Here is a 21,087-nt window from a genome sequence, read left to right as displayed (position 1 = left end):
GGGGGGGGCCCTTTGCGGTAAGATGCGCCCCCAGCCGGACGCGGTCCGGGGACAGACTGTCCGTGAACACGAGAGACAAGAGAGCACCATGATACAGATTGGCAAGATGAACACCCTCACCGTGATCGAACTCGAAGAGAGGGGCGCCTGGCTCGCCGCCGGGGACGAGTATGGCGAGTTGCTGCTGCCCAAGCGCCAACTGCCGGAAGGGGTGGCCGAGGGGGATGAGGTGGCCGTCTTCCTCTATCTGGATGCCGACTGCGAGCCGGTGATCACCACCGACAAGCCGTTTGCCATGGTGGGCCAGCTGGCCGGTCTCAAGGTGGTCAATGCCAACAGGATCGGTGCCTTCCTCGACTGGGGCATGAAGAAAGACCTGTTCGTGCCGACCCAGGAGCAGAACAAGCCGATGCAGGTGGGTCATGTCTACCTGGTCTACCTGATGCTCGACAACGAGGGGCGCATGGTGGGTACCAGCCGCATCGAACGCTTCCTCTCTCAGGAGCGGCCCCCCTTCCAGGTCGGTGATCAGGTGACGGCCCTGCCCGGCGAACACACCCCCCTTGGCATCAAGGTGGTGGTCAACGATCGCTACCCCGGCATGCTGTTCAAGAACGAGGTATTCGGCCGGGTGATGACGGGCCGGCCCCAGACCGCCTGGGTCAAGCAGGTGCGCGACGACGGCAAGCTGGATCTGACCCTGCAAAAGCCGGGGATCACCGAGCGGATGGACGACGCCGGCACCACCATACTGGCGCGACTGCGCAAGCAGGGCGGCGAACTGGCCCTGGGGGACAAGAGCGAACCCGAGCTCATCTACAAGCTGCTGGCCATGAGCAAGGGCACCTTCAAGAAGGCGATCGGCGGCCTCTACAAGCAGGGGCTGATCGAGATAGAACCCAACTGCATCCGGTTGGTCGGCGGGGCCCAGAGCGGGGAGTCCGCTCCCCGAGGCGAGCAGGACTGAGATGGCCAGCCCCTGTGTGGGACGCTGCAAGCTGGAGGGGGACAGCTGCCTCGGCTGTGGCCGCACCCTCGCTGAGATAGCGAGCTGGTCCAGCCTGACCCAGGCGCAGCAACTGGCCATCATGGCCACCCTGGCGACCCGGTCGACAGGCCAGACCCTGGGGGTGGTGAGGGTGGTGCCAGAGGCGCAGGGAACAGGCGCGCAAGCGGCATCCTGGGAGGCGGACCTGCCCGCGAGCACCCACCTGTGCCCGGGGTGCGGGGAGGCCGCCTATTGCGCCCTGTCGGCGGGCCAGGGGATAGGCGACTGCTGGTGCAGCCAGTTGCCCGCACTGGCCATGAGCGACGCCCCGGCCTGCTGGTGCCGGGCCTGCCTGATCCGGGCCATCGAGGCCAGGGACGCCGGCTGAGCCTGGCAACAGGGGCGGGTGACGCCCCAAGAACTCAAAAAGGGCTCCTTTCGGCGCCCTTTTTTTTGCTCCCGGGCCGCTTCGTCAACCCGGGAGGAGATCAGGCCTGCTCGTGGCGAAACCAGCGCACATGCACCTCATGCTCGCCCTGCTGGCGGGGCAGCAGATAGCTGGCGTAGATCACCTCGAACTCCTCCTGGTGATCGAGCAGGCCTATCCACACCTCGGCCCAGCGCTCCAGATCCACCGGCACCCCCAGCTCGCGGGACCAGTCGGCATTGGGCAGTGTGGCCTCGACGGCGCCGCGCTTTTCGAACTCCAGGGTAATGTCGACGATCTGTTCGGGGGCCAGCATGTCGGCCGCCTGTTCGAGAAACTGATCATAGGCCCATTCGACCAGCTGATCCGGGGTACGTTGTTCCATGAGATCACTCCAGATGCTTGAGACCCGCTACTGTAACAAGGAATGGCGCTGGCGGCGAGTGCGCCGGGGCCGTGCTGATGAGCGGACCGCCACATCGGCAGGGGCGTCGTGATGATGCGGCGAGCTGGTGGATGCCACCGGGTCGCTGGTTGCCACTTCGCCCTGGCGCTATGGTAATAGCCGGGGCGTGTGTCCCTCGGGAGCGGCATGATGAAGAGACGAAGTCAGCGGTTGCGTGTCCGACGGCGGCGAGAGACCTGGTGGTGGCACTATCTGCCCCTGCACCGCGAAACGGTGGGTGGCCATCTGGGGCCGGCGCAGCCGACCCCGCAGGCGGTCAGTTCGCCTCCTGAACCCGGTTCAGGGTGATCTGACCGAGCTGGCTCATCTGGCGACGGATCCAGGCCGCCCGCTTGGCCACATAGGGGGAGGGGGGCGAGACCCGATAGCGCCAGGGGTTGGGCAGCGCCGCCGCCAGCAGGGAGGCCTCATAGCGGGTGAGGCGTATGGCAGGCTTGCCGAAGTAGTGCCTGGCGGCGGCCTCGGCGCCATAGATGCCGGGGCCGAACTCGACGATGTTGAGATAGACCTCCAGGATACGGGCCTTGTCCCAGCCCAGCTCCATCAGCAGGGTGAACCAGGCCTCCAGCCCCTTGCGCACGAAGCTGCGATCGTCCCACATGAAGAGGTTCTTGGCGGTCTGCTGGCTGAGGGTGCTGGCGCCGCGCACCCGTCCCCCTTGCTCGTTATGCTGCCAGGCCGCGCTGATGGCGGCCATGTCGAAGCCGTTGTGATCGGGAAAGTGCTGATCCTCGGCCGCCACCACCGCCAGCTGCAGCTGGGGGGAGATGGCGTCCAGGCTGACCCATTGGTGCACCACCTGCTTGATGGGGGCCGGTGGCGAGATGGCGCGCTGGATGCGCCAGCTCCAGGTGGGGGGATTGACCCACCCCAGCAGGGCCACCAGGGCCACCGACAGCAGCAGGGCGCCGAGCAGGATGCGCCACAGCCAGCTCAGCATGGGACGCTCGCGTCAGGGGACAGGGGGAGTTTCATACGAGGCTCAGTCGGGCAGCCATTCGATGTGGCAGAACTTCTCGTCCACGGCGCGGGCGATCAGCATGCGGGCGAACAGGTGCTCGACCTCCTGCTCGCTGTCCTCCAGACCCACCCAGATCTCGGCGTAGTCGGCGTCCGTCACCTCGAAGCCCACATCCCCGTCCCAGTCGTCGCCAGGCTCGGCCTCGGCCAGCAGGCCGCGCTCGTTGAACGCCTGATTGAACAGGGCTATCTCGTGCTCGGGCAGGTTGTCGGAGGCGAGCTCCATGAAGAGTTCGAGGGCGGTATTGAGCAGGGTTTCAACACTGTGTTGCTGTGTGGACATAAGCGTTCCGATTGATGACGGTAAGGGGGCGCCCAGGGGGCGCGGCGACATTAAACCACAGAGTCGGGCCCTCATAAATAGTCGGCCAGCGATAAGGGCGGCAGCCTCGCAGACACGCAGACCCTGGCCGCAGGCACCCTGCATCCGTTATATTGCGCCCTCTTCCTCTCTCTTCGAGTCTTGCCATGAAGCGAATTCTCTCTATCCAGTCCCACGTGGTATTTGGCTGCGCCGGCAACAGCGCCGCCGTCTTCCCCATGCGCCGTCTCGGCATGGAGGTGTGGCCCGTCAACACGGTGCAGTTCTCCAACCACACCCAGTACGCGGCGGGGTGGCAGGGGATGGCGATGCCCGCCGGCCATATCCAGGCCCTCTGCCAGGGGCTGCAGGACATAGAGGTGCTGGGGCGCTGCGACGCGGTGCTGAGCGGCTACCTGGGCTCGGCCGAGCAGGGGAGCGAGATCCTGGCGGTGGTGGCGGCCGTCAAGGCGGCCAACCCGGCGGCCATCTATTTTTGCGACCCCGTCATGGGCCACCCGGAGAAGGGGTGCATCGTTGCCCCCGGCGTGACCCGCTTCCTCACCGAGCAGGCGCTGCCGGTGGCCGACATCCTGGCCCCCAACCTGCTGGAGCTGGAGACCCTGTGCGGCGCCCAGCTGACGACCCTGGCCCAGACCCGCGCCGCCGCCCATCAGTTGCTGGAGCGCGGCGTCAAGATGGTGCTGGTCAAGCACCTAGGCCGCGCCGCCAGGGATCCAGGCCGCTTCGAGATGCTGCTGGCCACCCCCGAGGGGGATTATCTCATCGCCCGGCCGCTCTACGAGTTTGCCCGCCAGCCGGTGGGAGTGGGGGATCTCATCAGTGCCCTGATGCTGGCCAACCTGCAGGCGGGGTTTGACGGGGTGGCCGCTTTGGAGCGCACCAATGCCGCGGTGGATGCGGTGCTGCGCCACACCTGGCAGACGGATGCCTACGAGTTGCAGCTGGTCGCGGCCCAGGAGGCCTTCACCGATCCCCGGATAGTCCACCGGGCCGAGCGCCTGGGGTGAGCCTGCCTATCGATGCAGAGGGCTCCCCATGGGGAGCCCTCTTGCTGGGGGCGGTGGCCCCGACTATCGAGGCGCGCCCCCCGGATGGCACAGCGGCTGGCCCGGTGCCTGGGCCATGACCCCCCGATAATGCAGCACGGTGGGGAAGGGGTGGTAGAAGTGATGGAGCAGCGCCTTCCACTCCTGGTACTGGGGCGAGGTGCGAAATCCCTGGGTGTGATCCTCCAGGCACTGCCACTGCACCAGCAGCAGATACTGGTTCTCCTGCTCCATGCAAACTTGCAATTGATGGCCCAGATAGCCCGGCATGGCGCCGATGAGGGCGCTGGCCTTGGCGAAGGCGGCCTCGAATTCGGCCTCCTGGCCCGGGATGACGGTGAGCGGGGCGACTTCCAATATCATGATGGCTCCTTGTCCTCTCGGGAGGTTGGGATCATTTGAGCTGTGCATGCGTCAATAAACCAGGCCAGCCGCTGGGCTGGCCTGGTGCGTCAGAGCGGCTTGTAGAAAAACTGGGTCGCCGCCAGGCTGCCATCGTCATTGATGGCAAAACCCGGGATCTGCCCCGCCGCCAGGTAGCCCAGCTGGCGGTAGAGGTGGGAGGCGACGTCGCCGACCCGGGTGTCGAGCACCAGCAGGGTGCGCCCGGCAGCCCGGGCCCCTTGTTCCATGACGGCCATCAGGGCGCGGCCTATCCCCAGCCCCCGTGCCGTGGGGGAGACCATGAGCTTCTCCACCTCGGCCCTGTGGCGGCCGTTGGCCTTGCCACACAGGGAGAGCTGCACTGTGCCGAGCACGGCGCCCCCCTGCTCGGGCGCTGCCAGGGCCAGCCAGAGCCGGCGCCCACCCTGCAGGTCCTGCTCGACCCCTTGCCAATAGGCCCTGGCTGCTTGCTCGGACAGGGGCGGCAGAAAGCCGATGGAGGCGCCATCGGCGACCACCTCCTGCAGCAGCCGGACCAGGGCGGGCTCGTATCCGGCCAGGGTGGTCAGGGGCACGCAGCGCCAGGGGGCGGGGCTATCCTGGGTTGGCATCGTCCTGGTTGAGGGGGTGGCAGGCATCCATGCACTCCTTGGCAGTGGCGGTTGCTGGGGGCGCGCAATGGCGCGCCGCGTCGGGAAAACACCTGTTATAACAAGCCACTCTTCCCCTTGTCGAGGGAGGCGCGCCCTATTCCCGAGTTGGTGGCCAAGGTCAGTCGATCAGATCCTGCTCGTGCAGCCAGTTCACCACCAACAGGGCGGGGGCGGAGAGACGTTCCTTGTCCTGGCTCCCCAACCAGGCCAGCTCGGCAATCTCGGCGGCCGGGGTCGGCGTGCCCTCTCCCTCGCCAAAGAAGCAGCGCAGCCGCACCCTGACGCCCGCCTGCTTGCCATCGGCCTGGGCCTCGAAGTCCCCCGCCAGGCGCAGGGTGGCGGGGGCGAGGCGCACGGTCAGCTCCTCGCTGATCTCCCGCAGCAGCGCCCCCTGATCGCTCTCGCCGGGATCGCGCTTGCCGCCCGGAATGTAGAAGAGCGTCTTGCCGTGGGAGCGCACGCACAACAGGCGGCGATCCCGGATCGCCAACCAGGCGAGCTTGTCTATCTGAGTCATGGTCTTCTCCTCTTGAGTCATGATGCCCGGGCAGGGCGTCTGCCCGCCGGGGGGCAGGGGATGGCGGGCAGCCTAACAAAGTTGGCACACCGGCCCAAGGGGAAGGAGGGGCCCGGCTGGAAACAGAGTGTTTCCGGGCATGGGGCGCCTTGGCGCCGGGCACCGTCAGATGGCGCCCAAAAGTTCGCCCTGGCGCACAGGATGGGGCCTTCGCACTGGGCGGGGCCCGGCGGCTGTGGTTTAATTCCTGCCACTTTAGCGGTAGTCGCCCGGTGTCTGGGCGCGAGCTTCCCGGGCGCGACAAGAGAGGATGAAGAGAGATGCGAGTCACAGCACAGAGCACATTTATCGGACTCGGGGTGGCGGGCAACTTTGCCGGCCACCTGGAGCAGGCGGGGGAGGCGGCGGACTTTGTCGCCGTCCAGGTGGCGGACAAGGTCGCCCCCAAGGCGCTGTTCCCCTTCTATGTGCCGGATCATCCCGGCCAGCTCGGGGTCTTTCCCCTGAGCGGCGACGCCATCTTCCTGCCAGAGGCGGCGGTGAGCGGTGACGAGAAGGTGCAGATCGAGCCGGAAGTGGCGCTCTGGTGCGAGCTGGAATATGCGGGGGAACAGGTGGTGGCCATCCACCCCAAGGCGTTCGGCGCCTACAACGACTGCTCCATCCGCCGCCCCAACGCCAAAAAGATCAGCGAGAAGAAGAACTGGGGCGAAGAGAGCAAGGGGTTGGCCGCGAGCCTGCTGCCCCTGACCCACTTTGGCGCCGGATGCGAGCTCGACGACTACCGCATCGCCTGCTATCTGGAACGCGGCGGCGAGCTGCACCCCTATGGCATCGACAGCGCGGCGGTGGATTACAGCTACTTCCATCAGCAACTGCTCGACTGGGCCATCGACAAGTTCAACCATCAGCAGGATGAGGGCCCGGCCGAGCATATCCAGGGGCTGCTGGCCCAGGCGGGGCGCCCGGCCCACGCCCTCATCAGCATTGGCGCCACTCGCTACACCCCCTTCGGCGAGACTCACTTCCTGGAACCAGGCGACACCGCCTGCGTGGTGCTCTACCCCGCCAGCCGCTACGGCGAAGCGGAGATCCGCGCGGCCATTGGCGCCCGCACCTTCGGCCCGGATGTCTCGGCCCTGCTCCAGGCGGTCAGGGTCCGCTGACGCCCCCTTCCCCTGCGCCCGCGGGGGAAGGCTTGTCCTCTCTTCCTCCTCCCATGGGGCATGCGTGCTGACATAAGCCCGTGCTGACATAAGCCAATGAGTTGTTTTACCATTCAGCCTTTGTCACAGGGTTTGAAGAGGCCATGATGCCGGAGCTCAAAACGATCGGGCTGTTCCTTATCACCGCGCTGGCCGAGATCGTCGGCTGCTATCTGCCCTATCTGTGGCTGACCCAGGGGCGCAGCGCCTGGTTGCTGCTGCCCGCGGGCCTGAGTCTGGCCCTCTTTGCCTGGCTGCTCTCCCTGCATCCCACCGCCGCCGGCCGTGTCTACGCCGCCTATGGCGGCGTCTATGTCTTCGTCGCCATCCTCTGGCTCTGGGCGGTGGATGGCATCAGACCCACCCTGTGGGACTGGGTCGGTTCCGGGGTGGCCTTGCTCGGCATGGCCATCATCATGTTTGCCCCCAGATCTGCATAGGGCGAGAGGGGCGCAGAAGATCAGGAGGGTCGCCATGGTGGTGATCAGAGAGTGCAAGGAAGAGGATCTGGCGGGCCTGCTCCGTCTTTATGGGGAGCTCAGGCCCAATGATCCCGTGCTGGCGCCGTCGGTGGCGAGAGCGGCGCTGAGGCGACTGCTGGCCGAGCACGGAGTACGACTCCTGGTGGCCGAGGTGGCGGGTGAGCTCGCCGCCACCTGCCACCTCGCGGTGATCCCGACCCTGACCAACGGCGGCAGGCCCTTCGCCATCATAGAGCACGTGGTGACGGCCTCTGGGTTTCGGCGCCAGGGCCTGAGCCAGCAGGTGCTCGAGCGGGCGCTGGCCCTGGCCTGGGAGCTGAACTGCTACAAGGTGATGCTGTTGTCGGGGGAGGGACGGGAAGGGGCCCACCGCCTGTACGAGAAGCTGGGTTTCAAGGCCGGCATCGAGAAGGGGTTCGTCATCAAGCAGGCCGAAGCCAGGGCAACACCTTGATGATGTCCTGCCCTGAGGCTTAGCATTTGCCCCTTTGCTACAGATAGAGTGAACACTCATGAAAATTGAACAGGCGCAAACAGGGGATCACCCGGTCCTGATCGCCCTCTGGGAGGCCTCGGTGCGCGCCACCCATCACTTCCTGCCAGAGGAAGACATCACCACCCTGAGGCCTCTTATCCTCGAACACTATTTCGATGCCGTGCGCCTCTATTGCGCCAGGCAGGATGGCGTTATCGTCGGCTTTATCGGGGTGGCTGAGGGCAACATCGAGATGCTGTTCATCGCCCCCGAGGCGAGAGGGGGCGGGGTCGGCCGCCAGCTGGTGGCGCATGCCATCCAGTGCCTGGGGGCGACCCGGGTGGACGTCAACGAGCAGAATGACCAGGCTGTCGGCTTCTATCAGCACCTGGGGTTTGTTGTGACGGGGCGCTCCTCCCTGGATGGCCAGGGCAAGCCCTATCCCCTGCTGCACATGGCCCTGGCCGCCGAGTAAGGGCGCCAGAGAGTAAAAAAACCGCCCTCGTGAATGAAGTGGGCGGTTTTTTGTGTCGGGTCGGCCGCTATCTGCCTCACTCCTCGTTGGAGTTGTCCTGATAGTCGTCCCGCTGGGCCTTGGGCAGGCGGCGCATGGGGGTGAGACCGGCATCTTCGCCGCCCCGCTCTTTCTGGCGCGCCGGCGCCGCTTTCTTGGCACCGTCCCCCCTGGGCTTGCCTGCCCCCGCCTTGCCTTTTGTCGACTTGGCATTGTGCTTGGCGTTGGCATGGCCGCGGGCCCGGGGCGGGTTTTGCACCGGCTTGCTGCCGGGCAGGGTCTGGCGGCTTGGCTTGCCGCTCGGCTCGTACCCGTCCAGGATCTCCACGGTGAGGGATTGGCCGATCAGGGCCTCGATATCCTTGAGCTGGCCCAGCTCGTCCTGGCTCACCAGGGAGATGGCCTCGCCGCCACGACCGGCGCGGCCGGTGCGGCCGATGCGGTGGATGTAATCCTCCGCCAGCTGGGGCAGTTCGAAGTTGATCACGTGGGGCAGCTGATCGATGTCCAGGCCGCGAGCGGCGATGTCGGTCGCCACCAGCACCCGCACCTTGCCCTCACGAAAGTCCGCCAGCGCCCGGTTGCGGGCACCCTGGCTCTTGTCGCCGTGGATGGCCACGGTGTTGAGGCCATCTTTTTCCATCTGCTGGGCGAGGCGGTCGGCGATCTGCTTGGTGCGCACGAACACCAGCACTCGCTGCCAGTTGCCACGGCCGATCATGTGGGAGAGCAGCTCGCGGCGGCGTTCCCGATCGACCTGGATGATGCGCTGGGTCACCTGATCGGCGGCGGTGTTGCTGGGGTCCACCTCGATCAGGGTAGGCTCCCTGAGCAGATCGTCCGCCAGCGCCTTGATGTCATTTGAGAAGGTGGCGGAGAAGAGCAGGGTCTGGCGGCTGTCCGGCAGCGCCTTCATGATGCGGCGAATGTCGTGGATGAACCCCATGTCGAGCATGCGATCCGCTTCATCCAGCACCAGCACTTCCAGCTCGGTCAGGGTCAGTACCCGCTGGGTCAAGAGATCCAGCAGGCGGCCCGGGGTGGCGACCAGGATGTCGACCCCGAGCTTGATGGCCTCGACGTTGGGCTTGATGCTGACGCCACCGTAGGCGATCAGGGTGCGAAACGGCAGGTGGTGGGCGTACTTGATGATGCTCTCGCCCACCTGGGCGGCCAGCTCCCGGGTCGGGGTCAGCACCAGGGCGCGCACCTGGCGACGGCCGCCACGGCCATGGTTGGCCAGCAGACGGTGCAACATGGGCAGGGTGAAACCGGCCGTTTTGCCTGTGCCTGTCTGGGCGCCGCCCAGCACGTCCTGACCGGCCAGGATGGCCGGGATGGCTTGCTGCTGGATGGGGGTGGGCTGTTCGTAACCCAGCTCCTTGACGGCCCGCAGTATGTGCGGTGACAGACCCAGTTCATTGAATGACATGTTCGAGAGAAACTCCTGGCATTGAGCCTTGGCTCAAGGGGTGCGATCGGCGCGGCGCGCCATCCACCCCGAAGAAACGGCAATGACGGTGACGCCGTGAGATGAGCCACCGAGAAACACAAAGGGCCTGGGCCTGGGGCCACGGGTCTGTGTGGGCGCACAATATAGCAGAAATCACGGCCAAGGGCAGCCGCCATCACGGCGCCCGGTTCTCAAGGGGGCCACAGGCGCCGCGGCAGGGGAAGAGGCGGGGCTCAGAGCAGGGCCTGTATGTCGGCGGCCAGGGCCTGGGGCCGGGTCTGGGGGGCATAGCGGGCCACCACCTTTCCCTCACGGTTGATGAGAAACTTGGTGAAGTTCCACTTGATGGCTTCGGAGCCGAGCAAGCCCGGCTGCTCGGCCTTGAGCCAGCGGTAGAGGGGGTGGGCCTGGGGGCCGTTGACCTCGCACTTGGCCATGATGGGGAAGCTGACCGGGTAGTCCAGGGAGCAGAAGCGGGCGATCTCGTCCGCATCCCCGGGCTCCTGGGCGCCAAACTGGTTGCAGGGGAAGCCCAGGATCACCAGTCCCTGTTCACCAAACTCGCGATGAAGCGCCTCAAGGCCGGTGTATTGGGGGGTAAAGCCGCAGCGGCTGGCGATGTTGACCACCAGGATGACCCTGTCTTGCAGCAGGGTGTTGGGGTACTCGGTGCCGTCGAGGCGGGTGAGGCGCAGTGTGGTCAGGGTCATGGAGGTTCGCTCTTGATGGGTCATGGATGATGAGTGACAAGGGACAGGCGATGAACGGCAGGGCCTTGAGGCAACGCTAGCCGAGTCGGCAGGGCAGGGCAAGGGGAGGCCGCTGCAATATCGATGCTGGGGCTCGTATCGAGTTGCAATCCGGTTTGTGGGCCCTGCTGAAAGCAGATAAAAAGCGCCACCACCCCTTTTCGAGCCACTGCCTTGGATCACAATGCCGTCATGGATGCCATCTACGCCCGGGGCTGGGCGATAGTGGATGATTTTCTCTCTCCCGATGAGGTGACGGCCCTGCGGGCCTGCCTGCCGGCGGCATGGCAACCGGCCGGGATCGGTCGTGAGGGGCTGCATCAGGGCAATGCCGACATTCGCCGGGATCAGATCCATTGGCTCGATGCCGAGCTGGGGGCCCCGGTGGCGGACTATCTGGCGCGCATGGAGTCCCTGCGCGTTGCCGCCAATCGCCTGCTGATGCTGGGGCTGTTCGACTATGAGGCCCATTTTGCCCGCTACCTGCCCGGGGACTTTTACGCCACCCACAGGGATGCCTTCGCCGGGCGATCCAACCGTCGCCTCACCTCTGTGTTCTACCTCAACCAGGGCTGGCAGCCCGCCGACGGCGGCCTGCTGCGGGTCTATGACGACGGCGAGCAGCACCTGATGGATGTCTCGCCGCTGGGGGGACGCCTGGTCTTGTTTCTGTCGGAGGAGTTTCCCCACGAGGTGCTGCCTGCCCGGGAGGAGCGTTACAGCATCGCCGGCTGGTTTCGGGTCAATGGCACCGGCCTGGGCCGGGTCGATCCCCCGCGCTGAGGCCCCTTGTGCAAAGATCTGTCACAGGGGCCCTTTTTTCGGGCCCCCGTGGGGGAAGGGGCCTGCCATCAGCTGACAAGGCGGGATCCCCCTTGCTACACTGGCCGCACTTGGCTTACGTCCGGTGGCTGGTTTCCTGTTCGCCACCGAGGATGACGGGGCCGCTTCTCCCAAGGGATCCCAATCAATGAAGAAGATGCATGTCTTGCTGCTGTGCGGCGGCGGTGGCGCCGAGCACGAAGTCTCTCTGCGCAGTGCCAATTTCCTCGAACAACAACTCGGGTTGCTGCCCGGGGTCGAGGTGACCCGGGTCGAGATGTTTGCCGATCGCTGGCTCTCGGCCGACGGCCGCGAGTGCAAGCTGGGGCTGGACAAGCTGCTCTCCTTTGACAGCGTGGCCCGGCCGGTGGATTACGTGGTGCCCTGCATCCACGGCTATCCGGGTGAGACCGGCGATCTGCAATCCTTCCTCGAGCTGGCGGGCCTGCCTTATCTCGGCTGCGATGCCGAGGCGAGCAAGATCTGCTTCAACAAGATCAGCACCAAGCTGTGGCTCAGTGCCATCGGCATCCCCAACACCCCCTATCTGTTTTTGACCGAGCAGGGGGATGAGGCGCTCGCCGATGCGAAAGCCGCACTGGCCAAGTGGGGCAAGGTGTTTATCAAGGCGGCCTCGCAAGGGTCATCCGTGGGCTGCTATGCCGCCAGCAACGAGGCCGAGCTGGTACAGGGGATCAAGGATGCCTTCGGTTACTCCGAGCAGGTATTGATCGAAAAGGCGGTCAGGCCCCGCGAGCTGGAAGTGGCGGTCTACCAGTACGGTGACGAGCTGGTGGCCACCTATCCCGGGGAGATCTGCGTGCCCCAGGACAAGTTCTACACCTATGAGGAAAAATACAGCGCGGCCAGCCACACCGAGACTGCGCTGCGTGCCGAAGGGCTGACCCAGGCCCAGGCCGACGCCATCCAGGCTTACTCCCTCAAGGCGTTCCGTCAGCTCAAACTGACCCATCTGTCGCGCATCGACTTCTTCCTGACCGAAGAGGGAGAGATATTGCTCAACGAGATCAATACCTTCCCCGGTATGACCTCCATCTCCATGTTCCCGAAACTGCTGGCCCATCACGGTCACAGCTTCGCGACCTTCCTCGAGCAGAATCTGCGCCCCGTCTGAGGGCACCGACAAGGTATAGCAACAAGCGAGGGGCCCAAGGGCCCCTCTGTTGTTGTTGCGGTGTCGTCATTGCCCTCAGGCTTGCTGGCACTCCCCGGGAAAGGGAGTGAACAGCCAGAGGTGGGCTCCCTGCGGGTTGGCGATGAGCGCCAATGTAGCGCTGCCGTCACGGCCCTCAGGCTTGCTGGCACTCCCCGGGAGAGGGAGTGAACAGCCAGAGGTGCGCTCCCTGCGGGTCGGCGATGAGCGCCATGCGCCCGACGGTGGGGATATCCATGGCGGGCACCACTATGCTGCCGCCGTGCTCCGTCACCCTGGCCAGCCTGGCATCCACGTCATCCACGGCGACATAGATGGCCCAGTGGGGCGGCACGTCCGCTATCTGGGGGTTGCCCCGGGTGGATTGCACCCCGGCGACGGGGCGGCCATTGGCCACCAGCATGGGGTAACTGCCCCCTTCCATCTCCATGGTCTGGCTCTCCCAGCCAAGCACTTCGCCGTAGAAGCGCACGCCGGCCTCGCCGTCGGCCACGTAGAGCTCATGCCAGGTAAAGGTGGATCCTTCGGCCAGGGCGTGGGCCCTGGCCTCCTCATTGCGTTGTTCCGTCATCTTCTGCTCCTGTGCTGGGACCGCCGGGGGGCGGCCGCGTCCCTGAGTATAGAGAGCGCACTCCGGGTGGGAGCCCTTGCCGCCTCGCGCCCCCCTCGCTACAATCTCTGCCCCCAATGCGCCCAACCGTCCCGAGTCCCCATGAAGCCAATCCCCGATCACGCCGTCAATCGCCTACGGGTGTGGCGCAAGAGCGTCTCCACTCGCCCCTTCCTCGCCCGGGGCGGCAGCGTGCCCCGCTGCGAGGCCTGCCAGCTGCGCCGGGACTGGTGCGCCTGTGACTGGCGCCCCGAGCTCAAGGCCGAGGCGGGGTTCTGCCTGCTGATGTATGACAGCGAGCCCATGAAACCCTCCAACACCGGGCGCCTCATCGCCGACGTGCTGCCCCGCAACACCTGGGCCTATCTCTGGTCCCGCACCCAGCCCCATCCCGAGTTGCTGGCGCTCCTGGCCGATCCCGCCTGGCAGCCCTATGTGGTGTTTCCCGCCTGCGAGAAGGAGCCGGCGCGCCTGACCGAGCGGGTGAGCCCGGCCAGTGGCCGGAAGCCCCTCTTCATCCTGCTGGATGGCACCTGGCCCGAGGCGCGCAAGATGTTCAACAAGAGCCCTTATCTCGATGGCCTGCCGGTGCTGGCGGTGCGCCCCGAGAGCCTCTCCACCTACGGCATGCGGGTGGCCCCCAGGGAGCATCAGCTCTGCACCGCCGAGGTGGCGGCCTGCGTACTGGAGGTGGCGGGGGAGGCCCGGGCTGGTCTGGGGCTGCAGCTCTGGTTCAACCTGTTCAGCAGCCGTTACATGGCCGGGCGAGTCAACCGCTGGCCGGGGGAGGAGGATGCCGCCCTGCAAGGGGCGCTGCTCCCCTTCCTCTGCCGTGGCGTGGGAAATGATGAAAAGGAGGAATCAACCCAGGCGGAGCCGTCGGCGCAGACAGGCTGATGACTGCCGGGGTGACCCATGGCGAGGCCGACCATGGTAGAAAAGGGAATGATGAAAATCAGGAATTGATTGGCTGCCATTGTTTCGTTATGCGAATGAGTGACTCCCCCTTAGGATAGGCGCATCCGGCTCCTGCCTTCCCCTCCGGGGGGCGGGGGCACCGCACTGTCCTGTCTGTCCGAGGTATAAATGGAGTTTGAGCTCACCACCCTGATCCTGCTGTTCGGCGTCGCCCTGATCGCCGGTTTCATCGACGCCATCGCCGGTGGCGGCGGCCTGCTGACGGTGCCGGCCCTGCTGGCCACCGGCATGCCCCCCGCCCTGGTGCTCGGCACCAACAAGTTGCAGAGCAGTTTCGGCTCCTTCTCCGCCACCTGGTTCTACGCCCGTCGCGGGCTCATCGAGTGGCCCATCATCTGGCCCGCGGTGATCTGCACCTTCATCGGCGCGGCGCTTGGCTCCCTGGCGGTACAGACCATAGACGCCGCCATCCTGGAGCGGCTGCTCCCCTTCCTGCTGATGGCGTTCGCCTGCTACTTCTACTTCTCCCCCAGGGTGAGCGATGCCGAGAGCCAGCGCAGGCTCTCTCCCCTGCCTTTCGCCCTGCTGGTGGGGGGCGGGGTCGGTTTCTATGACGGCTTCTTCGGCCCCGGTACGGGTTCGTTTTTCGCCATCGGCTTCGTCGCCCTGGCCGGGTTTGGCATGGCGCGGGCCACGGCCCACACCAAGCTGCTCAACTTCACCTCCAACATCGCCTCGCTGCTGTTCTTTGCCCTCGGCGGCAAGGTGGTGTGGAGCGTCGGCCTGGCCATGGCCCTGGGCCAGTTCATCGGCGCCCGGGTCGGCTCCCGGCTGGTGCTGGCCAAGGGGGTCAAGCTGATCAAGCCCCTGCTGGTGAGCGTCTCCCTGCTGATGTCCGCCAAGCTGGTGTGGAGCCAGTATCCCGAGCTGTTTGCCTGGCTGCCCTGAGGGAGACGCGGCCCCTCGACCCGTCCCCTATCCTGGGTCGGCCAGCAGCCGACTCATGGTGCCAATGCGGCGAAGTGATAAAGCAGGGCCTGCACCAGCCGGGTGGCCCGCTCCCGCTTCAGGCTGCTGGGGCGATAGATGAGGTGAAGCGGGCGGCTCATGGGCTGGGCGGAGCCAATGCGGCGAAGTGATACAGCAGGGCCTGAACCAGCCTGGTGGCCCGCTCCCGCTTCAGGCTGCTGGGGCGATAGATGAGGTGAAGCGGGCGGCTGATGCCGGGCAGGGGCCGGGCCCGCCGGCCCTGCTCGCCGACCAGGGCCAGCAGCCCCTGGGGCAGCATCACCGGCCCCATGCCCGCCTTGGCCAGCTCGATCAGGGCCAGGTAGGAGTCGAGCTGCATGCGGGGCGTCAGGCCGAGTTCGGCCAGGGGCGCGACCAGGTAGCGGTTGACCGGGTTCTCCAGATCCATGGTGAGCAGGCTGGCCCCGGGCCCGGCCGGCGTCTCATCCCCCACCAGATAGAAGGGTTCGTCCCGCAGCAGCTCGGCGCACTGGCCGGGGCGCGGGGGCAGGCGTCCGGCGCAGATGCCGAGCAGGGCCTCGCCGGCCCGCACCCGGGCCAGGATCACCGGGGTGTGGTGGGTGGAGATCTGCAGGTAGGGATCCTGGCGCAGATAGGCGGCCATGAAGGGGGCCAGATAGCCCGCCAGCAGTGTCTCCGAGCAGGCGATGGGCAGGGGATGGGCATCGGTCAGGGTCTGGCTGTCCGCCAGCAGCCCCTTCATCTCGGCCAGGGTGGGGCCGAGGCGCGCCAGCAACTCGTGGGCCTGGGGGGTGAGCCGCGTCTGGCGACCATCGGGTTCGATTAGCTTCTTGCCAAGGCGCAGCTCCAGCTGATGGATGCGCTTGCTCACCGCCGACTGACTGATATAAAGGCGGCTGGCCACCTTGCCCATGGTGCCCTCGCTCGCCAGCAGAAACAGGGTATCCAGCCCTTCCAGTAACATGATGTGGTGCCTCTTGCGGATCCGTGGCCCCCACCTTAGGGACTCGCGGCGCGGGAGGCAAGGGCCTCAGGCCGCTTGTGGCCGAGGACGTTTGGGAAGGCCGAAGATCACCAGGTTGCCCAGCAGGCAGACCGCCATGCCGACCATGGAGACGGGCTGCCAGACAAATCCCTCGAACAGGGTGGAGAGCCCCAGGGCCACCAGGGGGAAGAGCACGGTGGCATAGGCCGCCTTGCTGGCCCCTATGCGTCCCACCAGGGTCAGATAGGCGGTGAAGGCGATGACGGAACCAAACAGCGCCAGATAGAGGAGGGCGCCCCAGTAGCGACCGTCTCGGGGCCACACCAGATCCTGCCCCAGCAGCTGCACCCAGCCCAGCAGCAGCACGACCCCGTACACCATGCCCCAGGGCACCATCTGCAACACGGTGAAGCCGCGGCGCTGGCCCCGGGCCGAGACCAGGTTGCCGAGGGAGAAGCAGAGGGTACCGGCGCAGGCCAAGGCGAGCCCCTTCCAGGCCTGGGCCCCCAGCTCGCTCGAGGCCAGGGAGGGCCAGAACAGCAGTAGGGTGCCGACCAGCCCCATCAGGGAGCCGTGCAACCATTGGCGGCTCGGCTTTTGCCCCTCGAACAGCCAGAGATTGAGGCCGTTGAAGATGCTGGCGCAGGCGAACACCACGGCCGAGAGGCCGCTCGGGATATATTGGGTGGCATGATAGAAACAGAGGAAGTTGGTGGAAAAGAGCAGGGCCCCCAGCAGGGCGGCATAGCCCTGGCCCTGCTTTGGCAGGCGGGGAAACTTGCCGCTCACCGTGAGCAGGGCGAACAGCGCCAGCGCCGCCAGGGCGAAGCGGTAGAGCACCGAGACCTCGATGGGGACGGGGCCGAGCTGCCAGGCGATGGCGATCCAGGTGCTGCCCCAGATGAGCACGGTGGCGAGGTAGAGCGTCAGATTCATCATGTGTTCCTCGAAGCGACAAAGAGAAGCGGGTGCTCGGGAGCGACTCGCCACCCGATGGTCCTAGCATGACCGCCTCCCTCGCCCCCGGGGTTACAGGATCTTGCGGTTTTTTTGCCTGGGGGCGGCGCGGTTGCTGCCATCTGGCCCAGGCCGGGGGTAGACTGGGTCTGCCGGACAAGGGCGGCGCGGATCGCCGCCCGGCAAGGGAGAAGCAAGATGGAGGAGGCGAGATGACGGCAGGGGTATTCGAGGCACTGGTGAGCACGGGGGCGCGGCTGGAGGCGAGCCGCTGGCTCGAACCCGGGCTCGGGCTGGCGAGCTGGCGCAACTGTTTCGATCAGACTCGCTATCACAGGCCAGGCCACCACACCCTGAGTGTCTACCTGGAGGGGGGCGAGCAGACCGAGCGCCTCGACGGCCCCGGCGGCCACGGCGGGGCGGGCAAGATCTGCCTGATGCCGGATCATCACGGTTCGGAGTGGCTGGTGCGCGAGGAGTTTCGCTTCTTCCACCTCTACTTCAGCCCGGCTCACCTGACGCGCATCGCCGAGGAGGGGTGCGACAGGGAGGGGCGCCACCTCGCCCTCGACGACAAGACCTTCATCGACGACGCCGTGCTGATGACCCTGGCCAACCGGCTGGCCCGCCTCGACTGGCAGGAGGAGGCCAACCGGCTGGCCTTGGGGGAGCTGTGCAACGCCCTGCTGCTGCACACCTTCGCCCGCCACACCCGGGAGGCCCCCACCCTGGTGCTGCCCAAGGGGGGACTGGCGCCGGCGGTAGCCCGCCGAGTCCATGACTATATGGTCGCCCGCCTCGCCGAGCCTGTGCTGCTGGGGGAGCTGGCGGCCGAGGCCAGCCTGAGCGAGTTTCACTTCAGCCGCATGTTCAGCCAGACCCTGGGCACCTCCCCCCACCGCTACCTGCTGGGGCTGAGGCTGCGCCGGGCCAAGGCGCTGCTGGCGGCCGGGGCCACCCTGGGAGAGGCGGCGAGCCAGTGCGGCTTCTCGTCGGCGGCGCACCTTGGCAACCGCTTTCGCGGCCAGTTCGGGCTGAGCCCGGGACAGTGGCGCAGCCGGCTGTCATCGGGCTGTCATGAGGGGCAGGGATAGTGAGGATGCGCCCGCTCGCGACGGGCGCATTTCACCTCGTCACCCCAAGCCAAGGAGCTCCCTTGAAACAAAACAAACGTCAGGCCCGCAGCCGCCACCTCTGGTTCAGTCACTGGAACGCCCCCCGCTGGTTTGTCCCCGTCCCCAGTGCCCCCGAACCCGCAGTGCCTCACAGTTCCCGCTGAAATCTGCCCGCCCGCCATAGGAAGTTGGCGTCAATTTTGCCACTATGACCTCAGTCGTTTACTGCTGTCATGGGGCACTATGTTTCTGGAACGTATTGAGATAAAAGGCTTTCGCGGTATCAATCGCCTCTCCCTCAGCCTGGACAACACCACTGTGCTCATCGGCGAGAACGCCTGGGGCAAGTCGAGCCTGCTGCGGGCGCTCTGGTGCCTGCTGGGCCAGGAGGCGGAGCCCTATCAGTTTGGCGTCGATGATTTTCACCGACCGGAAGATCCCGAGCTGGCCCCCGCCAGCAGCCTGCAACTGGTGCTCACCTTCAGCGAGCACAGGCCGGAGATGTGCCTGCGCTCCCAGCGCCTGGCCCGGCTGGCCCCGGTCTGGATCGGCCACAAGGACAAGTTTCACCGCATCCACTACCGCGCCAGCGCCGAGCTGCAAGAGGATGGCACTGTGCAGAGCCGTCACGATTTTCTCGACGGCATCGGCAAGGTGCTGGAGGGGGTGGCGAGCGAGCCCCTGGTGAGCCTGCTCATCACCATGAACCCGGTGTTTCGGCTGCGGGATGCCCGCAGCGCCCGCACCGGCCAGGAGGCGGTGCCCTGGCAGGAGCTGAGCGAGCATCGCCTCGACGAGCTGATGACCAAGCTGGGGGACGAGCCCCAGCGCATCGGCGAGGAGGAGCTCAAGGAAGCCCTCAGCGCCGTGCGCCAGCTCACGGATCACTACTTCAAGGCCCTGGCCCCCATCAAGTACAAGCCGCGCAGCCAGCGGGAGATCATCAACCGGCCCATGACGCTGCGCAATCCCGGCAACCTGCAGAGCCTGCTGCGCGGCGCCGACAACCGGGCGCTGCAACTGGCCATGGCCGGCATGGCCGGGGCCCTGCTCAACGCCCGCGGCAACCGGGAGCTGGAGCAGGGGGCCAGGCCCATCATGATACTGGAGGATCCGGAGAGCCGGCTCCATCCCACCATGCTCTCCCTGGCCTGGGGCCTGCTCGAGCAGTTGCCGGGCCAGAAGCTGCTCACCACCAACTCGGGGGATCTGCTTTCCTCCCTGCCCCTCAATCAGGTGCGTCGCCTGGTGCGCCGCCAGCAGGACATCCTCTGCCATCAGCTCGGCGGGGAGCGTTACAGCAGCGAGGATCTGCGCAAGATAGCCTTTCATGTGCGCATCAACCGCCCCATGTCGCTGTTCGCCCGCTGCTGGCTGCTGGTGGAGGGGGAGACGGAGATCTGGCTGCTCTCGGAGCTGGCCCAGATCTGCGGCTACAGCCTGCGGGCCGAGGGGGTGCGCATCATAGAGTTCGCCCAGTGCGGTCATGCCCCCCTCATCAAGGTGGCGCGGGACTTTGGCATAGAGTGGCATCTGCTCACCGATGGCGACGAGGCCGGCGCCAAGTACGCGAGCTCAGCCCGCTCCCTGCTCAAGGGGGAGCGCGAGCAGGAGCGGCTGACCCAGCTGCCCGCCGCCGACATCGAGCATTACCTCTATCGCAACGGTTTCGAGGCCGTGTACCGGCGCGAGGCCGGGGTGGGGGGGCGCTCGTCCCTGAGCGCCAGTCGCATCATCAACAAGGCTATCCATCACCGCAGCAAGCCCGGCATGGCGCTGGCCGTGGTGGAGGAGGCGGAGCGGCTGGGGCGCGAGCACATTCCCCTGGTGATCCGCCAGATGTTCAAGCGGGTGGTCGCCCAGGCGCGCGGGCAGGGCTGAGCCGGCCACCGGGGCAGGGCTAGGCGTTTGGATCCCGGGACGGGTATACTCGGCGCCTTTATCACAGGAGGCGTGCATGTTTTCCCAACTACCCCTATGGCTCTATCCCCTGAGCGGCCTGATGGGCCTCGGCGCCCTGGCCTGGCTGGCCCTGGTGCTCTGGCGTGGCGATCTCTGCCCGGGTCAGCGCTCGCGCATCACCCAGCAGAGCTTCTCGGTCTGGGTCATCACCGGGCTCTCCGTCATGCTGGCGGTGGAGGCCAAGGCGCCCCAGTGGCAGATCTGGCTCGGCGCCGCCGCCCTGGTGCTCGGCATCGGTGTCTCCCTGCTGCAATCGCGGCTGGAGGGCAAACGCGCCATCCCGGGTCACTGGCTCTGGCTGCCGGCCTTGCCCCTGGCTCTCTATGGGGTGAGTTTGCTGACGCGCACCGGTTGGGTGAGCGGCCTGCTGCAAATGGTGCTGCTGGGCGCCGCCTTCGCCCACCTGATGCTGCTGCGCGCCCGCCATCGGTTGCAGGCGTTCAATACCCTGTTGCCCATGGCGGGACTGGGGGCGGCCATGGCCAGCCTGCTCTGGTTTGCCGCCTTGATGCTGGTGCACTCGCCAAGCGAGGCCGTGCTGGCAGATCTCCTGCCCTGGATCCTGACCCAGGCCGGTTTGCTGATCGCTGCCCTGCTGCTCTGGTTCAGCCCCCTCTATCGTCAACAGGAGACGGCGCCCGTGGTGCTCTCGGTCACCCTGTGCGGCCTGCTGATCGCCGAGATCGCGGCCACGGGGGCGCTGCAACGACTGGTGCTGTGAGTCGGCAGCCTCATCGCGTACAAAGAAGGGCCCTGTGGGTAATGCCGATCAGTTAAGGATCCATTGACCGATCCTCCTGATGTGTAAAAATCCGAAACCTGTTGATTTGGTTTCGGATTTTTTATGCGT

Annotated in this window: 26 protein-coding genes; 15 read left to right on the top strand and 11 right to left on the bottom strand. The window is 66.3% G+C overall.

Annotated features, from left to right (window positions below; translation table 11 throughout):
• Positions 1 to 88 precede the first annotated feature (88 nt).
• Together ACW5W4_RS08905 and ACW5W4_RS08900 are read left to right on the top strand one after the other, a co-directional pair.
• A complete protein-coding gene (locus tag ACW5W4_RS08905; RefSeq protein ID WP_456689138.1) occupies positions 89 to 967 on the top strand; it encodes a CvfB family protein in 879 nt (292 codons plus the stop codon).
• A gap of 1 nt (position 968) precedes the next feature.
• Positions 969 to 1,376, top strand: coding sequence for a DUF1289 domain-containing protein (locus ACW5W4_RS08900; RefSeq protein WP_456689137.1), 408 nt, complete (start codon positions 969 to 971; stop codon positions 1,374 to 1,376).
• Positions 1,377 to 1,476: 100 nt separating this feature from the next.
• Here ACW5W4_RS08900 and ACW5W4_RS08895 read toward each other — a convergent pair whose 3' ends face one another.
• The 3 genes from ACW5W4_RS08895 to ACW5W4_RS08885 all read right to left on the bottom strand — a co-directional run bounded on the left by ACW5W4_RS08895 (position 1,477) and on the right by ACW5W4_RS08885 (position 3,184).
• A complete protein-coding gene (locus ACW5W4_RS08895; protein ID WP_456689136.1) occupies positions 1,477 to 1,800 on the bottom strand; it encodes an HI1450 family dsDNA-mimic protein in 324 nt (107 codons plus the stop codon).
• 337 nt (positions 1,801 to 2,137) lie between these two features.
• Entirely contained in the window at positions 2,138 to 2,821 is a 684-nt protein-coding gene (gene mtgA, locus ACW5W4_RS08890) for a monofunctional biosynthetic peptidoglycan transglycosylase (protein WP_427263361.1), read from the bottom strand.
• Positions 2,822 to 2,863: 42 nt separating this feature from the next.
• Positions 2,864 to 3,184 carry an HI1450 family dsDNA-mimic protein gene (locus tag ACW5W4_RS08885; protein ID WP_456689135.1) on the bottom strand — a complete coding sequence of 107 codons (321 nt, stop codon included), beginning with the start codon at positions 3,182 to 3,184 and terminating at the stop codon, positions 2,864 to 2,866.
• Positions 3,185 to 3,369: 185 nt separating this feature from the next.
• Between ACW5W4_RS08885 and pdxY the strand changes: the two genes are divergently transcribed.
• Complete coding sequence (gene pdxY / locus ACW5W4_RS08880) at positions 3,370 to 4,233, top strand: pyridoxal kinase PdxY (RefSeq protein WP_456689134.1); 864 nt, start codon at positions 3,370 to 3,372, stop codon at positions 4,231 to 4,233.
• Between the two features lie 63 nt (positions 4,234 to 4,296).
• Here the strand turns inward: pdxY and ACW5W4_RS08875 are convergent, their stop codons facing one another.
• The 3 genes from ACW5W4_RS08875 to ACW5W4_RS08865 form a co-directional block, all read right to left on the bottom strand.
• Positions 4,297 to 4,635: an antibiotic biosynthesis monooxygenase family protein gene (locus ACW5W4_RS08875; protein WP_456689133.1), complete on the bottom strand. Its 339-nt coding sequence runs from the start codon at positions 4,633 to 4,635 to the stop codon at positions 4,297 to 4,299.
• Between the two features lie 89 nt (positions 4,636 to 4,724).
• A complete protein-coding gene (locus ACW5W4_RS08870; protein ID WP_456689217.1) occupies positions 4,725 to 5,267 on the bottom strand; it encodes an N-acetyltransferase family protein in 543 nt (180 codons plus the stop codon).
• A 160-nt stretch (positions 5,268 to 5,427) separates the two neighbouring features.
• Entirely contained in the window at positions 5,428 to 5,826 is a 399-nt protein-coding gene (locus tag ACW5W4_RS08865; protein WP_427263358.1) for an NUDIX hydrolase, read from the bottom strand.
• 320 nt (positions 5,827 to 6,146) lie between these two features.
• On the opposite strand from ACW5W4_RS08865, the gene ACW5W4_RS08860 reads away from it, so the two are divergent.
• From ACW5W4_RS08860 to ACW5W4_RS08845, 4 genes are all read left to right on the top strand, one after another.
• Positions 6,147 to 6,992 (top strand): DUF5718 family protein, encoded by an 846-nt coding sequence (locus tag ACW5W4_RS08860; RefSeq protein ID WP_456689132.1) that lies wholly within the window; start codon positions 6,147 to 6,149, stop codon positions 6,990 to 6,992.
• A 146-nt stretch (positions 6,993 to 7,138) separates the two neighbouring features.
• On the top strand, positions 7,139 to 7,471 hold the full coding sequence (locus ACW5W4_RS08855) for a YnfA family protein (RefSeq protein ID WP_408795630.1): 333 nt from the start codon (positions 7,139 to 7,141) through the stop codon (positions 7,469 to 7,471).
• Positions 7,472 to 7,505: 34 nt separating this feature from the next.
• Positions 7,506 to 7,967 carry an N-acetyltransferase family protein gene (locus ACW5W4_RS08850; RefSeq protein WP_456689131.1) on the top strand — a complete coding sequence of 154 codons (462 nt, stop codon included), beginning with the start codon at positions 7,506 to 7,508 and terminating at the stop codon, positions 7,965 to 7,967.
• A 58-nt stretch (positions 7,968 to 8,025) separates the two neighbouring features.
• A complete protein-coding gene (locus tag ACW5W4_RS08845) occupies positions 8,026 to 8,463 on the top strand; it encodes an acetyltransferase (protein WP_456689130.1) in 438 nt (145 codons plus the stop codon).
• A gap of 76 nt (positions 8,464 to 8,539) precedes the next feature.
• Here ACW5W4_RS08845 and ACW5W4_RS08840 read toward each other — a convergent pair whose 3' ends face one another.
• Positions 8,540 to 9,934: a DEAD/DEAH box helicase gene (locus ACW5W4_RS08840; RefSeq protein WP_456689129.1), complete on the bottom strand. Its 1,395-nt coding sequence runs from the start codon at positions 9,932 to 9,934 to the stop codon at positions 8,540 to 8,542.
• 254 nt (positions 9,935 to 10,188) lie between these two features.
• Positions 10,189 to 10,665: a glutathione peroxidase gene (locus ACW5W4_RS08835; RefSeq protein WP_456689128.1), complete on the bottom strand. Its 477-nt coding sequence runs from the start codon at positions 10,663 to 10,665 to the stop codon at positions 10,189 to 10,191.
• Positions 10,666 to 10,878: 213 nt separating this feature from the next.
• Here ACW5W4_RS08835 and ACW5W4_RS08830 point away from each other — a divergent pair, with 213 nt between their 5' ends.
• Both ACW5W4_RS08830 and ACW5W4_RS08825 read left to right on the top strand, forming a co-directional pair.
• Positions 10,879 to 11,487 (top strand): 2OG-Fe(II) oxygenase, encoded by a 609-nt coding sequence (locus ACW5W4_RS08830; protein ID WP_427263434.1) that lies wholly within the window; start codon positions 10,879 to 10,881, stop codon positions 11,485 to 11,487.
• Between the two features lie 187 nt (positions 11,488 to 11,674).
• Complete coding sequence (locus tag ACW5W4_RS08825) at positions 11,675 to 12,661, top strand: D-alanine--D-alanine ligase (protein WP_427263433.1); 987 nt, start codon at positions 11,675 to 11,677, stop codon at positions 12,659 to 12,661.
• A gap of 175 nt (positions 12,662 to 12,836) precedes the next feature.
• On the opposite strand, the gene ACW5W4_RS08820 is transcribed toward ACW5W4_RS08825, so the two are convergent.
• Positions 12,837 to 13,271, bottom strand: coding sequence for a VOC family protein (locus ACW5W4_RS08820; RefSeq protein ID WP_456689127.1), 435 nt, complete (start codon positions 13,269 to 13,271; stop codon positions 12,837 to 12,839).
• A 141-nt stretch (positions 13,272 to 13,412) separates the two neighbouring features.
• Here ACW5W4_RS08820 and ACW5W4_RS08815 point away from each other — a divergent pair, with 141 nt between their 5' ends.
• Both ACW5W4_RS08815 and ACW5W4_RS08810 read left to right on the top strand, forming a co-directional pair.
• Positions 13,413 to 14,207: a tRNA-uridine aminocarboxypropyltransferase gene (locus tag ACW5W4_RS08815; protein ID WP_456689126.1), complete on the top strand. Its 795-nt coding sequence runs from the start codon at positions 13,413 to 13,415 to the stop codon at positions 14,205 to 14,207.
• 189 nt (positions 14,208 to 14,396) lie between these two features.
• Positions 14,397 to 15,176: a TSUP family transporter gene (locus tag ACW5W4_RS08810; protein ID WP_408795649.1), complete on the top strand. Its 780-nt coding sequence runs from the start codon at positions 14,397 to 14,399 to the stop codon at positions 15,174 to 15,176.
• Between the two features lie 157 nt (positions 15,177 to 15,333).
• Here ACW5W4_RS08810 and ACW5W4_RS08805 read toward each other — a convergent pair whose 3' ends face one another.
• Positions 15,334 to 16,182, bottom strand: coding sequence for a LysR family transcriptional regulator (locus ACW5W4_RS08805; protein ID WP_456689125.1), 849 nt, complete (start codon positions 16,180 to 16,182; stop codon positions 15,334 to 15,336).
• Positions 16,183 to 16,248: 66 nt separating this feature from the next.
• The gene (locus ACW5W4_RS08800) at positions 16,249 to 17,139 is read right to left on the bottom strand and encodes a DMT family transporter (protein WP_456689216.1); all 891 of its coding nucleotides are present in this window, start codon (positions 17,137 to 17,139) and stop codon (positions 16,249 to 16,251) included.
• A gap of 233 nt (positions 17,140 to 17,372) precedes the next feature.
• Between ACW5W4_RS08800 and ACW5W4_RS08795 the strand changes: the two genes are divergently transcribed.
• The 4 genes from ACW5W4_RS08795 (at position 17,373) to ACW5W4_RS08780 (ending at position 20,958) form a co-directional block, all read left to right on the top strand.
• Positions 17,373 to 18,254 (top strand): helix-turn-helix domain-containing protein, encoded by an 882-nt coding sequence (locus ACW5W4_RS08795; protein WP_456689124.1) that lies wholly within the window; start codon positions 17,373 to 17,375, stop codon positions 18,252 to 18,254.
• A 62-nt stretch (positions 18,255 to 18,316) separates the two neighbouring features.
• Complete coding sequence (locus tag ACW5W4_RS08790) at positions 18,317 to 18,439, top strand: hypothetical protein (protein WP_456689123.1); 123 nt, start codon at positions 18,317 to 18,319, stop codon at positions 18,437 to 18,439.
• A gap of 79 nt (positions 18,440 to 18,518) precedes the next feature.
• On the top strand, positions 18,519 to 20,156 hold the full coding sequence (locus tag ACW5W4_RS08785; RefSeq protein ID WP_456689122.1) for an ATP-dependent endonuclease: 1,638 nt from the start codon (positions 18,519 to 18,521) through the stop codon (positions 20,154 to 20,156).
• 76 nt (positions 20,157 to 20,232) lie between these two features.
• Positions 20,233 to 20,958 carry a hypothetical protein gene (locus ACW5W4_RS08780; RefSeq protein ID WP_456689121.1) on the top strand — a complete coding sequence of 242 codons (726 nt, stop codon included), beginning with the start codon at positions 20,233 to 20,235 and terminating at the stop codon, positions 20,956 to 20,958.
• Positions 20,959 to 21,087: the final 129 nt, after the last annotated feature.

This window comes from Aeromonas crassostreae, assembly GCF_054052445.1.
Note: the sequence above shows the minus strand (reverse complement) of the source record. Positions and strands in the feature narration are given on the sequence as shown.

Coding starts and splice junctions, on each gene's coding strand:
- ACW5W4_RS08855 (WP_408795630.1), top strand. CDS start 7,139: ATGCCGGAGCTCAAAACGATCGGGCTGTTCCTTATCACCGCGCTGGCC.
- ACW5W4_RS08900 (WP_456689137.1), top strand. CDS start 969: ATGGCCAGCCCCTGTGTGGGACGCTGCAAGCTGGAGGGGGACAGCTGC.
- mtgA (WP_427263361.1), bottom strand. CDS start 2,821: ATGCTGAGCTGGCTGTGGCGCATCCTGCTCGGCGCCCTGCTGCTGTCG.
- ACW5W4_RS08895 (WP_456689136.1), bottom strand. CDS start 1,800: ATGGAACAACGTACCCCGGATCAGCTGGTCGAATGGGCCTATGATCAG.
- ACW5W4_RS08810 (WP_408795649.1), top strand. CDS start 14,397: ATGGAGTTTGAGCTCACCACCCTGATCCTGCTGTTCGGCGTCGCCCTG.
- ACW5W4_RS08905 (WP_456689138.1), top strand. CDS start 89: ATGATACAGATTGGCAAGATGAACACCCTCACCGTGATCGAACTCGAA.
- ACW5W4_RS08845 (WP_456689130.1), top strand. CDS start 8,026: ATGAAAATTGAACAGGCGCAAACAGGGGATCACCCGGTCCTGATCGCC.
- ACW5W4_RS08875 (WP_456689133.1), bottom strand. CDS start 4,635: ATGATATTGGAAGTCGCCCCGCTCACCGTCATCCCGGGCCAGGAGGCC.
- ACW5W4_RS08870 (WP_456689217.1), bottom strand. CDS start 5,267: ATGCCAACCCAGGATAGCCCCGCCCCCTGGCGCTGCGTGCCCCTGACC.
- pdxY (WP_456689134.1), top strand. CDS start 3,370: ATGAAGCGAATTCTCTCTATCCAGTCCCACGTGGTATTTGGCTGCGCC.
- ACW5W4_RS08825 (WP_427263433.1), top strand. CDS start 11,675: ATGAAGAAGATGCATGTCTTGCTGCTGTGCGGCGGCGGTGGCGCCGAG.
- ACW5W4_RS08860 (WP_456689132.1), top strand. CDS start 6,147: ATGCGAGTCACAGCACAGAGCACATTTATCGGACTCGGGGTGGCGGGC.
- ACW5W4_RS08785 (WP_456689122.1), top strand. CDS start 18,519: ATGTTTCTGGAACGTATTGAGATAAAAGGCTTTCGCGGTATCAATCGC.
- ACW5W4_RS08835 (WP_456689128.1), bottom strand. CDS start 10,665: ATGACCCTGACCACACTGCGCCTCACCCGCCTCGACGGCACCGAGTAC.
- ACW5W4_RS08780 (WP_456689121.1), top strand. CDS start 20,233: ATGTTTTCCCAACTACCCCTATGGCTCTATCCCCTGAGCGGCCTGATG.
- ACW5W4_RS08865 (WP_427263358.1), bottom strand. CDS start 5,826: ATGACTCAGATAGACAAGCTCGCCTGGTTGGCGATCCGGGATCGCCGC.
- ACW5W4_RS08885 (WP_456689135.1), bottom strand. CDS start 3,184: ATGTCCACACAGCAACACAGTGTTGAAACCCTGCTCAATACCGCCCTC.
- ACW5W4_RS08820 (WP_456689127.1), bottom strand. CDS start 13,271: ATGACGGAACAACGCAATGAGGAGGCCAGGGCCCACGCCCTGGCCGAA.
- ACW5W4_RS08800 (WP_456689216.1), bottom strand. CDS start 17,139: ATGAATCTGACGCTCTACCTCGCCACCGTGCTCATCTGGGGCAGCACC.
- ACW5W4_RS08840 (WP_456689129.1), bottom strand. CDS start 9,934: ATGTCATTCAATGAACTGGGTCTGTCACCGCACATACTGCGGGCCGTC.
- ACW5W4_RS08795 (WP_456689124.1), top strand. CDS start 17,373: ATGACGGCAGGGGTATTCGAGGCACTGGTGAGCACGGGGGCGCGGCTG.
- ACW5W4_RS08850 (WP_456689131.1), top strand. CDS start 7,506: ATGGTGGTGATCAGAGAGTGCAAGGAAGAGGATCTGGCGGGCCTGCTC.
- ACW5W4_RS08815 (WP_456689126.1), top strand. CDS start 13,413: ATGAAGCCAATCCCCGATCACGCCGTCAATCGCCTACGGGTGTGGCGC.
- ACW5W4_RS08805 (WP_456689125.1), bottom strand. CDS start 16,182: ATGTTACTGGAAGGGCTGGATACCCTGTTTCTGCTGGCGAGCGAGGGC.